At 46.5% G+C, this 11,858-nt stretch carries 10 protein-coding genes; all 10 read left to right on the top strand.

The features are described from left to right. Positions 1-146: 146 nt before the first annotated feature. On the top strand, positions 147-344 hold the full coding sequence (locus PaeBR_RS22160; protein WP_036652637.1) for a cold shock domain-containing protein: 198 nt from the start codon (positions 147-149) through the stop codon (positions 342-344). Positions 345-487: 143 nt separating this feature from the next. Next, positions 488-1,435: an Rpn family recombination-promoting nuclease/putative transposase gene (locus tag PaeBR_RS22155; protein ID WP_410515273.1), complete on the top strand. Its 948-nt coding sequence runs from the start codon at positions 488-490 to the stop codon at positions 1,433-1,435. A gap of 211 nt (positions 1,436-1,646) precedes the next feature. Continuing rightward, positions 1,647-2,198, top strand: a complete 552-nt coding sequence (gene hpf / locus PaeBR_RS22150; RefSeq protein WP_410512600.1) for a ribosome hibernation-promoting factor, HPF/YfiA family — start codon at positions 1,647-1,649, stop codon at positions 2,196-2,198. A gap of 250 nt (positions 2,199-2,448) precedes the next feature. After that, positions 2,449-4,956: a preprotein translocase subunit SecA gene (gene secA / locus PaeBR_RS22145; protein WP_410512599.1), complete on the top strand. Its 2,508-nt coding sequence runs from the start codon at positions 2,449-2,451 to the stop codon at positions 4,954-4,956. Positions 4,957-5,286: 330 nt separating this feature from the next. Beyond that, positions 5,287-6,400 (top strand): peptide chain release factor 2 gene (gene prfB, locus PaeBR_RS22140; protein ID WP_410515272.1). Its coding sequence is split into 2 segments (ribosomal slippage): positions 5,287-5,358 and positions 5,360-6,400, totalling 1,113 coding nucleotides; the frame shifts between segments, so codons are not numbered across the junction. 74 nt (positions 6,401-6,474) lie between these two features. Then, the gene (locus PaeBR_RS22135; RefSeq protein WP_410512598.1) at positions 6,475-7,359 is read left to right on the top strand and encodes a YitT family protein; all 885 of its coding nucleotides are present in this window, start codon (positions 6,475-6,477) and stop codon (positions 7,357-7,359) included. Positions 7,360-7,487: 128 nt separating this feature from the next. Continuing rightward, positions 7,488-8,687: an AAA family ATPase gene (locus tag PaeBR_RS22130; RefSeq protein WP_410512597.1), complete on the top strand. Its 1,200-nt coding sequence runs from the start codon at positions 7,488-7,490 to the stop codon at positions 8,685-8,687. After that, complete coding sequence (locus tag PaeBR_RS22125) at positions 8,677-9,381, top strand: hypothetical protein (RefSeq protein WP_410512596.1); 705 nt, start codon at positions 8,677-8,679, stop codon at positions 9,379-9,381. Before PaeBR_RS22130 ends, PaeBR_RS22125 begins: the two co-directional genes overlap by 11 nt. Positions 9,382-9,542: 161 nt before the next feature. Further along, entirely contained in the window at positions 9,543-10,592 is a 1,050-nt protein-coding gene (gene argC / locus PaeBR_RS22120; protein WP_410512595.1) for an N-acetyl-gamma-glutamyl-phosphate reductase, read from the top strand. Positions 10,593-10,613: 21 nt separating this feature from the next. Continuing rightward, complete coding sequence (gene argJ / locus PaeBR_RS22115; RefSeq protein ID WP_410512594.1) at positions 10,614-11,840, top strand: bifunctional ornithine acetyltransferase/N-acetylglutamate synthase; 1,227 nt, start codon at positions 10,614-10,616, stop codon at positions 11,838-11,840. Positions 11,841-11,858: the final 18 nt, after the last annotated feature.

Genomic DNA, 11,858 nt, shown 5'->3' with positions numbered 1-11,858 from the left:
GCTTGTAAAATTGATTAATGTATGCATGGTAAATACTTGAAAGAAAACATTTGCTATTCCAATTGACAATGAAGAAGCAGCGGTGTTATAGTCAGAATTGTGAGCAAGACTCACATTCATTTGATGACGAAGGGAATGTTTGAACAATGGAAGGTAAAGTGAAATGGTTTAACGCAGAAAAAGGTTATGGCTTTATCGAGACTTCAGAAGGTGGCGATGTATTCGTACACTTCTCCGCAATCCAAACAGACGGTTTCAAAACTTTGGATGAAGGTCAATCTGTTGAGTTCGACATCGTTGAAGGCGCACGCGGACCGCAAGCAGCTAACGTAATCAAGTTATAATCATCCGGCTAAGCCGACCTACATATACGGTAGATGGTTAGCAAGTTGAGACGAATAGCACAAGACTCTGGGAACTATTCCAGGGTCTTTTTTTAATGCAACTCAATAAAAAAAGGAACTAATGTTCCTATTTATATAGACAAATACATTCCGAAAGGAATATAATTACAAATAAAAAAGATACGAATGGGGAGAAGGAATCGTCTATTCCGCATAATGAAGCATTTAAGAAATTGTTGGAGACATTCTTTAAGGGATTTATTGAGCTGTTTTTCCCTGAACTGGATTCTTTGTTGGATTACAGCAATACCCGGTTTCTGATGCAGGAGCTGCTGGTGGATATTGTTGGCGAAGAAGCGCGTGAACTGGATTTGCTCCTGGAGATTCGATACAAGGAACTGGACAGCTTTATTCTGATTCACCTGGAGCCTCAGTCTTATAGAGATACCCATTTTCACGAGCGGATGTTCATCTACTTCAGTCGTCTATTTGAACGTTACCGGAAGGAGCACAAGCTCATTATACCCATTGCGATATTTACTGCTGACGAGATCAGAGATGAGCCGGACACCTTGCATATGGAAATTCCGGAACACGATATCTTGCGTTTTCAGTTCCTGAAGGTAGAGTTGCGAAAGCAGAATTGGCGGAAATTTATTGATTCAAATAATCCGGTCGCTGCTGCGTTGCTGGCGAAAATGGGTTATACTAAACGTGAAGCAAGAGAAGTGCGGGGAGAGTTCCTGCGGATGTTTATGCAATTAAGAACACGTCTGGACACTGCGCGGCTTGCGCTTATTATGTCGGTGGCAGATTTGTACTTCAAGCCCGATCCTGAGCAGGATGAGGAGATACTGAAGGAACTGCTGGAACAATACCCGGAGGAAGGTGAAGCAATGATGGAATTAATGCCAGCTTGGAAACGTTGGGGCTATGAAGAGGGTAAGGAAGAAGGCAAGGAAGAGGGACAAGCCGAAGTTATCCGTAAATTGCTGATCTATGGGTTTTCAACGGAGGCTGTTGCCGAAGCGACTGAAATTCCGCTGGAAGAGATTAAGAAACTGCAGTCAAAGAGAATGGGAAATACTTAACCATTGGAATAAGATTATCCTTATACTGTTACAAGAAACGGTGCCGCCTTTGTAAAAAGATAGCAGCCGTTTCTTTTTGATGTTTATCAAAGTGTGAAAGCATTTTCATACAAGCTGGCCTTGTTTGTGATTGAGATGTAAATGTGTAACGAAATGCTTTTTACTTAGCGCTGACAATTTGGTATAATGAAGGGGCAAAGGAGGAGTGCCCATGCAATTCAGCATTCGAGGTCAACAAATTGAAGTGACCGAGGCTTTGAAAGACTATGTTGATAAGAAGCTCAACAGACTTGAAAAGTATTTCGATGCACCCCCTACCTCTGAAGGATATGTGACGCTTAGCGTTGTTCGAGGCCTTCACACGGTGGAAGTGACCATTCCGCTCTCTGGTGTAACCCTTCGTGCGGAAGATCGCAGCGATGACATGTATGCATCCACCGACGCCGTAGTGGACAAGCTGGAACGTCAAATTCGTAAACACAAAACCAAACTCAATCGTAAGTTCCGTCAGGAAGGAAGCCTGAAGACACTATTCGTGGAAGGAGCCGGCGGCGCTGTTGCTGTTGAGGAACAGGACATTGACGAATTGGAGGTCGTGCGGAACAAGAGGTTCACGCTCAAGCCGATGGATGTGGAAGAAGCGATCTTGCAGATGAACATGGTGGGACATAATTTCTTTGTATTCTCCAATATTGATACTTCTGAAGTGAGTGTTGTTTACAAACGCAATGATGGCAAATATGGATTGATTGAACAGGACTAACCAGGCCTTATAGCTTATCCCAAATGAAAACTAATCTAATGAGCCCCTATTCGCTGTGAAGCGAATAGGGCTCTTGTGCGTATATTATATATTGTTGTTAGAAAAGTGGGTTGTAGCTGCTTGTATTGCGGCTTCTCTTACAAACTGTTACAATTTATGAAGCAGCGGAATCGATTGTTACATGCGGCCCTTTCAATTTTGTAAGGATGGGCTCGATTCCACCATCTGTGTTGCATGAAAGGGGTTAACCATGCTAGGACTTGTTAAAAAAATATTTGGCGATATCAATGAACGTGATGTCAAACGACTGATGAAGACGGTCGATGTAATTAATGGATTGGAGCCCACATTCAAGGCGCTTTCGGACGAAGAACTGAAAGCCAAGACTGATGAATTCCGTGCCCGGATTGAAAAGGGCGAGACTCTGGAGGAACTTCTTCCTGAAGCATTTGCTACCGTACGTGAAGCATCTGTACGGACACTTGGCATGCGCCATTTTGATGTGCAATTGGTCGGTGGTATGGCTCTGCATGAAGGCAGAATCTCCGAGATGAAGACCGGTGAGGGCAAGACACTGGTGGGTACGCTGCCGGTTTACTTGAATGCACTCCTCGGCAAAGGCGTACATGTGGTTACAGTCAACGATTATCTGGCTCAACGCGACAGTGCCCAAATGGGACAAATCTATAACTTTCTGGGCATGACTGTCGGGGTTAACCTGTCAGGCATGGACCATGCTGATAAACAGGACGCTTATGCCTGCGATATTACGTACGGCACGAACAATGAGTTTGGCTTTGATTATTTGCGTGACAACATGGTGCTCTACAAGGAGCAAATGGTACAGCGCCCGCTTTATTTCTGTATTATTGATGAAGTCGACTCCATTCTTATTGATGAAGCGCGGACGCCGCTTATTATTTCCGGACAAGCTGAGAAATCAACAGAGCTATACTATGCTGCCGACCGTTTCGTGAAGAGGCTGACAGCTGAAGAAGACTACACGGTGGATATCAAGGTGAAATCCGTAGCTCTAACTGAAAAAGGTGTAGCTAAAGCCGAACGGGCCTTTGGGATCGAGAATCTGTATGACCAAAGTCATGTAACCTTGAATCATCATATTGTTCAGGCTCTTAAAGCCAATGTTATTATGCGCCGTGACGTAGACTACGTGGTTACAGAAGATGAGGTTATTATCGTTGACGAATTTACAGGCCGTTTGATGGCCGGTCGTCGTTACAGTGATGGATTGCATCAGGCCATTGAAGCGAAGGAAGAGATTGAGGTACAGAATCAGAGCATGACGCTCGCCACAATTACCTTCCAGAACTACTTCCGGATGTATCGCAAGCTGGGTGGCATGACCGGTACAGCGAAGACGGAAGAAGAGGAATTCAAGAAGATTTATGGACTTGAAGTCCTTCAAGTGCCTACCAATAAGGTCAATCAGCGTGCAGATGCGCCGGATGTAGTCTATAAGAGCGAGACGGGCAAGTTCAATGCTGTTGTAGAGGAAATCGTTGAGCGCCACAAAAAGAACCAGCCGGTACTGGTAGGTACTGTGTCAATTGAGAATTCCGAGCGCGTATCTGAAATGCTGAAGCGTAAAGGTGTCAGACACCAGGTTCTGAATGCCAAGCATCACCAGGCTGAAGCTGAAATTATTTCGCACGCAGGACAACCGGGTACGGTCACGATTGCAACCAATATGGCTGGACGAGGAACGGACATTATCCTGGGTGAGGGTGTAGCTGATCTCGGAGGTCTGCATATCATTGGTACAGAACGCCACGAATCACGGCGTATTGATAACCAGCTGCGGGGACGTGCGGGACGCCAGGGTGACCCGGGTTCCACTCAGTTTTATCTTTCTCTGGGTGACGAGCTCATGAAACGTTTTGGTGCAGACAATGTGCTGAATATGATGGATCGGCTTGGCTTTGAGGAAGATCAGCCGATTGAGAGCCGGATGATTACCCGTGCTGTCGAATCTGCCCAGAAGCGGGTGGAAGGCAACAACTTTGATATTCGTAAGGTTGTATTGCAGTATGATGACGTTATGAACCAGCAGCGTGAGATCATTTATAAACAGCGCCGTGAAATTCTGGAGTCTGATAACATCAAAGATACCGTCCTTGAAATGATCAAACCTGTAATTGACCGTATTATTACAGCCCATTGCAGCGATGATATTCCTGAGAACTGGGAACTGCAGGAAGTAGCGGACTATGTGAATAGCAAGCTGCTGGATGAAGGTTCACTGACTCGTGACGATCTATGGGGTAAGGAGGTCGATGGAATCGTCGAATTCATCTTTGCCCGTGTACTGGATAAGTATGCTGCCCGTGAAGAGCGTCTTGGCTCCGAACTGGTGCGTGAATTCGAAAAGGTTATCGTACTTCGTTCCGTAGATAGCAAGTGGATGGATCATATCGATGCGATGGACCAGCTTCGCCAAGGAATTCATCTTCGCGCCTACGGTGGTACGGACCCGCTGCGCGAGTATCAATTTGAGGGCTTCCAAATGTTTAACGAGATGACGGCGAGCATTCAGGAGGAAGTTGCGACTTATATCATGAAGGCGCACATCGAGACGAACCAGGAGCGCCAATCCGTTGTGGAAGAGGATAAAATCTCTACGAACGCCGAGCCTGCTGAGAAGCGTCCGGTACATGTCCAGTCGACGGTCGGCCGTAATGATCCTTGCCCTTGCGGCAGCGGCAAGAAGTATAAGAATTGCCACGGACAGAACGCATAACGGAACAAGGCTATTAGATAGACAGTGCAGCATCAATGAAAATCAGGAGCGGCTGGGCCCGGGGATTCCCACGTTTGCGGCCCGGCCGCTTTTTTGGATATTTGGCCTTCCAGTGATATTGTAGCGGAGCAGACGGAATTGTTCTGGAGAAGCGTCAGCGTTCGCCTTTATCCCCGGATTCCAACCGCAGAGCGGTATAATTAAAGGAATCTGGGGATAACAGCGATCGGAAGAACAATCTGTCAGCGGAGCGGCATATATCACCGTTTCTCCAATATTCCAATTAGCGTGCAGCATGCAAACTTTATTTTGAAAGGTGAAGTGAACCATATGATCGATCCTAGTGTGAAACAGGACCTGCGTGAAATAGGCAAGAAACTAACCAACCTTAGGGGGTCACTTTGACTTAGACCTGAAGCTTGAGATGATTGCCAACTACGAAGAGAAGATGGCTGCACCCGGTTTTTGGGATGATAGTGACAAGGCGCAGGGCGTAATTGCCGAAATGAATGCTGTGAAATCCTCTGTGGATCAATATGAGAAGCTCCAGCTGGAATATGACGATGCCAGTATGATGACCGAGCTCGCTGATGAGGAAGGCGATGAGGAGCTGGCGGCAGAAACCGGTGCATCGATCCGCACTTTGACGAATAAAGTGGATGAATTCGAGCTGCAGCTGCTGCTCAATCAGCCTTATGATAAGCTGAATGCGATTCTTGAGCTGCATCCTGGAGCCGGCGGGACGGAGTCCCAGGACTGGGGCCAAATGCTGCTGCGCATGTATACCCGTTGGGCAGAGAAGCGCGGCTTCAAGGTCGAGGTTCTTGATTATCTCCCGGGCGACGAGGCCGGGATCAAGAGTGTGACGCTTCTCATTAAAGGCTTCAATGCCTATGGATACTTGAAAGCCGAAAAAGGCGTGCACCGGTTAGTGCGTATCTCTCCGTTTGATTCCTCGGGACGGCGCCATACTTCATTCGTATCCTGTGATGTTGTACCGGAAATACAGGATGACATTGAAATCGAAATCCGCACAGAGGATTTGAAAATTGATACGTACCGGGCCACTGGAGCCGGCGGTCAGCATATTAATACGACCGACTCGGCCGTACGTATTACCCATTTGCCATCCGGTGTTGTGGTTACCTGCCAGAACGAACGCTCCCAGATCAAAAACCGGGAGCAGGCGATGACCATGCTGCGTTCCAAGCTCTATGAGCGTAAACTGCAAGAGCAGCAGCAGCAATTGGATGAGATTCGCGGCGAGCAATCGGATATTGCCTGGGGCAGTCAGATCCGTTCCTACGTGTTTCATCCGTACAGCATGGTTAAGGATCACCGGACTTCCGTGGAAACAGGCAATACAGGAGCGGTAATGGACGGCGATCTGGATGCTTTTATCGATGGATATTTACGGAGTCAAATTAAGACTGAGGCTGAATAATTCTCGTATATTTCCTGCGTATCCTTGGATACGCGGGATTTTTAAAACTCTTTTACACCCTAAGGAGCTTCTTCATGCAAAAAATGAACTCACGCAATAAGCCCCCGCTGATTCCGCTTAACGGACCTGTGCGCCATGCAGTCGATATTACACTTATTGTGATCGGCTCCCTCATTACTGCACTTGCTTTTAACCTTTTTATGCTGCCGAACCGGATTGCCTCTGGGGGAGTGTCGGGATTATCCGTGCTGGCACAGTCGTGGCTGGGCGCCGAGCCTGCTTTTACCCAATGGGCGCTTAACATTCCGTTGTTTGTTCTGGGAGTGCTGGTTCTGGGCAGGCAGTATGGAGTCCGCTCTCTGCTGGGCAGCTTTGTGCTGCCGCTGTTTATTTTTATCACCAAAGACGGACCCGTACCGACAACGAATCCCTTACTGGCCTCCATATATGGTGGAATCGGCGTAGGTTTGGGGCTCGGGCTGGTGTTTCGGGGGCGGGGATCAACGGGAGGGCTGACTATTTTGGCCCAGGTTATTCAAAAGGTAACTGGACTGAGCTTTTCCATGTCCGTAGTTCTGCTGGATGGTACGGTGATTACGTTGGCCGCCTTTGTACTCGGTATGGAGCAGGCTCTCTATGCCCTTATTGGATTGTTCGTCACGGGCCGGGTAATTAATTCGCTGGAGGTAGGCTTCAGCAGCACGAAGGTTGCATATATTATTTCGGATAGAATTGAAGAGATCTCTCAGGCCATTTTGCATGACTTGGACCGCGGGCTGACGAAGCTCAATGCTCAAGGGGGCTATACCGGCGATAATCGAACGGTGCTGATGGCTGTTGTTGGGCAGAATGAGATTACAAGGCTCAAGGCACTCGTCCGCTCTGTAGACCCAGGCGCTTTTGTTATCATTACGGATGCTCATGAGGTGCTGGGTGAAGGATTTAAAAGAGAAGCGTAATTCCCGGTTCTAAAGGGGCGGGGGCTTCTCTTTTTTTTGTCTAAACATAACTCCATTGAGGTATAATATCTAGTAGTATACTAATATATAATTTTATGTACATACAATTACTGGAAAGGGGGGCTTCCATGTTAACCAGTCTCTATATTGATAACTTCAAATCATTACAGAACTTCAGGATTAATTTTCCAAATAGGTTGACAGTACTGATTGGTACAAACTCCGTAGGTAAAAGCACAGTTTTACAAGCGATAGACTTACTTTCTTATTTCGGTATAGGTAAAGTCAATGAGTACCTCGTGAAGCATAATTGGAAGGCATCAGAATTAAGATCGAAATTGTATCACGCATCCAAACGGAATATGAACTTTACAGCTAGTTTTCAAATTGGGGATTATACTTTAAATTGGGAATTTACACTAGTATCAAAAAAGGATGAGCTAACCTGTACAAGGGAGAAGATAACGTCACTCCCTGACAACAAAACTATTTTAAACAGGGATAGCAAAAATTTTGAATGGTTAAATTTTGAAAAAGGTATATATGAAAAGTTTCCTGAAATTCAACTCTCCGGTTCCATGCTCTCGTTAATTGATCCACTGAATGATTTGGATCGATTCCCTCACTTAACTGCCTTGAAGACATTTATTATGGGAATCAAGTCCTTTGAATTACTCTCCCCGGATTTTATGCGTAAAACGAGCCGCTATGATACGAACGATATAGGGATCGGCGGTGAAAGACTGGGGTCATTCCTGCATAATTTATCCTTGGAGAAAAAAGAGCTCATTAACATGAAGCTGAAAGATTACTATCCCTATTTGGATAAAATTTTTACACAAAAAAAACAATACGGTTATGTTCACTTGAATATTAATGAAAAATTTGATTCAGCAGATTCGTATTCAGTAAATTCTAATTATGTAAGTGATGGTCTCCTGAGAATTATTGCTATTGTTTCTTTGGCCGCTCTTGATAAAGAGCATAAAGTACTGCTGCTGGACGAAATTGAGGATGGAATTAATCCTAATTTGGCAGCGGAGCTAGTTAACTATTTAACTGAAATTGGAGAAGAATTTCAAAAACAAATCGTAGTTACTACGCATAGTCCGGTTATGTTAAATTATTTTGATCCTGATAGCATCCTTTTCCTATGGAGAAAGGCTAATGGGATTGTTCGATCACAACAGATGTTCCGAAGTCCTGAGTTGTCCAGGCAGCTGGAGTATATGAATCCTGGAGAAGTATGGCTTAATTTTGACCAGACAGAAATTGAGGAAGCTTTGAATAAAACCTTGCGGCCAGACGGATCAAACAATGTCGATTAAGAAGGTTCTAATTTACGGAGAAGGACCTACTGACGTTGGTGTAGTTGATTTGTTTGGCAATTGGCCCAAAGGGTGCATTGTACATTTGCTTGAGAAGATTAATCCACTAATAACTTTGGATTTTATTCATCCGCCGCATAAGAGTGACATTACCAGAGTCAAAACCTTAAAGAAAAAGGGGGACTTTAGATTCGAAGGTCACGCTAAGATCATACAAAAGCTTATTTTATACGCAAATATGAATCATTTGGACTACGACATTGTAGCTTATTATGGAGACACAGATAAAGAAACCGGGACTCGAAATAATGAACATCAGGCGCAAGTTGCGTCGCGCGAAGCTTATAGAGAAGCACTATCTGCTTTTACGAATTTGCATATTCATGGCATACCGATCATACCCCTGAGAATGCTCGAATCATGGTTACTAACGGACCCGGTAGCTTTTTTCAAAGCGTTTGGTCAATCGGTGGAGCTTCCAGCCCGTCCAGAGCTCCTTTGGGGAGATAGGCATGACTTAAACAGCAACTTCCCAAAAAATAAACTGGAGTCAGTTTTAAATTCAATAGGACTCAAAAGCAGCCGGGAAACATTTGTGGAAATTATCAATGAAATTAATATAGATACAATGGAAAGACAATCTTCGATCAGTTTTCCTCCTTTCTTAAATAAGGCAAGAGAACTACTCATTTAAACGGAGAACAAGAGAACCTCTGAGACGTAAGAGGTTCTTTTTCCACTATATTCTGTTGTATTTATATAAATTGAGTCGTATAATAATACACATATTTGCATAAGAGCGTATTGCAGTCTGGTGAAGACATAATATATAGAGGACAGGAAGAGGGGATGACAATGGAAGGCAAGCTGAGGGCGGCGATAGTAGGATCAACGGGGTACGGGGGCGTGGAACTGATTCGGCTGCTGCAGAGTCATCCTGAAGTGGAGATTACTTCGGTTATTTCCTCGTCAAGTAGGGGTGAGCCGATAGAGAATGGCTTTCCGCATTTGACCGGGATCATTGAACGGAACCTGGATGGAGTAGATGCGGCAGAAATCGCGGGCCGGGCGGATGTCGTCTTTACGGCTACGCCGTCTGGAGTGAGTGCCAAGCTGGTGCCGCATCTGCTTGATGCCGGGCTGAAGGTCGTAGATCTGTCAGGGGACTTCCGTCTCCGGGATGGCTCAGAGTATGAGCAATGGTATAAACATCCGGCTCCGGACGATGTCTATTTGCAGCAGGCGGTATACGGATTATGCGAGGTGTACGGGGAGCGTGCGGCTGGAGCTGATTTTATTTCTAATCCGGGCTGCTATCCTACTGCGACGCTGCTGGGACTTATTCCGGCGGTTGAGGCGGGCTGGATCAAGCCTGAGAGTATCATAGTGGATGCCAAATCAGGAGTGTCCGGAGCAGGACGAGGAACCAGTCTAATGGTTCACTATGCTGAAATCAATGAAAATTTCAAAGCTTACAAAATCAATAAACATCAGCATATCCCGGAAATTGAGCAGACGCTAACGGATATCGTCGGGGAAAAGGTAACCATAACCTTCACCACACATCTTGTGCCGATGACACGGGGCATCATGACAACTATGTATGCAGGAATGAATGATAAATATACCGAGCAGGATTTTGTGGACTTATATCGTAAGTATTATGCAGGAAGATCTTATGTCCGTATACGGAATGTTGGCATTACTCCGGCTACCAAGGAAGTCAGCGGCTCCAACTACTGTGATATCGGATTTGCGACGGATGCCCGAACAGGGCGGGTAACCATCGTGTCCGTCATTGATAATATCGTGAAGGGTGCGGCAGGGCAGGCGATACAGAACCTCAATTTGATGATGGGATGGGAGGAAACCCTTGGCCTTGGCTACACGCCTGTGTATCCATAGGATTCAGCGGTAAAACATATAATGAACGAGAATTTATACACCGTCGTAGAAGGCGGAAGCGTTACTACACCGAAAGGCTTTAAATCAGGAGGACTGCACTGCGGCTTGAAAAAAACCGAGCGCAACGACCTCGCGGTCATTATTTGCGATGTTCCCGCTACAGCAGCAGCGGTGTATACAACAAATGTATTTCAGGCTGCACCGCTTAAAGTAACCCGTGAAAGCCTTGCGAACGGCGTCCTGCAAGCGGTAGTGGTGAACAGCGGCAACGCCAATGCGTGTACCGGTGAGCAGGGGGAAGCGGATGCTTATGAAATGCGGTCCGTTACCGCCCGGCATCTGGGCATCGAAGAGGATAATGTTGGGGTGGCTTCCACCGGTGTTATCGGTGAACTGCTGAAGATGGACTGTGTTCGGACAGGTATTGCCGGATTGCCGGAAAAGCTGGATGACGGAGCGGCAGGGGCGGAGGAGTTCTGCCAAGCGATTTTGACCACGGATCTGGTTAAAAAAGAATGCTGCGTAAAGGTTCTGGTAGGCGGAGTAGAAGTTACGGTTGCCGGAGCCGCAAAGGGATCGGGGATGATTCATCCCAATATGGCGACAATGCTGGGTTTTATGACCACTGATGCTGTTATTGATCAGGAAGACCTTCATAGTCTGCTGAGAGAAGCGACGGACGTAACTTTTAATATGATTACAGTGGATGGCGATACGAGCACTAATGATATGCTGATAACGATGGCTAGCGGATTTGCCGGCAACGAGAAGCTGAATAGGCTTCATCCGGATTGGGATGCTTTTGCTGCGGCATTCACGCATGTGTGCCAGAGTTTGGCGAAATCCATTGCCCGTGATGGAGAAGGTGCGGCGCATTTGATCGAGGTAAAGGTAAGCGGGGCGGTGGATGAACATGCCGCACGCGCAATTGCGAAGACGGTGGTCGGCTCCAGTCTGGTGAAATCGGCCGTATTCGGAGCGGATGCGAACTGGGGACGGATTATTGCTGCGGTTGGTCGCGCGGGTGTTCCGGTATCGCCGGAACGGGTGGATATTGCGCTTGGCGAGATCAGGGTGCTGGCACAGTCGAAGCCGGTTGCTTTTGATGAGGAGAAGGCTTTGGCCTATTTGCAAGGGGACACGGTGCTGATTACTGTGGACCTGCAGGATGGAAGCGGAACGGCTACGGCTTGGGGCTGTGACCTCACCTACGATTATGTGCGTATCAATGCGGCATACCGTACCTGATTCCAGACTCATTTAAGC

Source organism: Paenibacillus sp. BR2-3 (genome assembly GCF_046529485.1).
Classification (GTDB): domain Bacteria; phylum Bacillota; class Bacilli; order Paenibacillales; family Paenibacillaceae; genus Paenibacillus_AQ.
Note: the sequence above shows the minus strand (reverse complement) of the source record. Positions and strands in the feature narration are given on the sequence as shown.

Coding starts and splice junctions, on each gene's coding strand:
- argC (WP_410512595.1), top strand. CDS start 9,543: ATGGAAGGCAAGCTGAGGGCGGCGATAGTAGGATCAACGGGGTACGGG.
- PaeBR_RS22130 (WP_410512597.1), top strand. CDS start 7,488: ATGTTAACCAGTCTCTATATTGATAACTTCAAATCATTACAGAACTTC.
- hpf (WP_410512600.1), top strand. CDS start 1,647: ATGCAATTCAGCATTCGAGGTCAACAAATTGAAGTGACCGAGGCTTTG.
- PaeBR_RS22160 (WP_036652637.1), top strand. CDS start 147: ATGGAAGGTAAAGTGAAATGGTTTAACGCAGAAAAAGGTTATGGCTTT.
- secA (WP_410512599.1), top strand. CDS start 2,449: ATGCTAGGACTTGTTAAAAAAATATTTGGCGATATCAATGAACGTGAT.
- PaeBR_RS22125 (WP_410512596.1), top strand. CDS start 8,677: ATGTCGATTAAGAAGGTTCTAATTTACGGAGAAGGACCTACTGACGTT.
- PaeBR_RS22135 (WP_410512598.1), top strand. CDS start 6,475: ATGCAAAAAATGAACTCACGCAATAAGCCCCCGCTGATTCCGCTTAAC.
- argJ (WP_410512594.1), top strand. CDS start 10,614: ATGAACGAGAATTTATACACCGTCGTAGAAGGCGGAAGCGTTACTACA.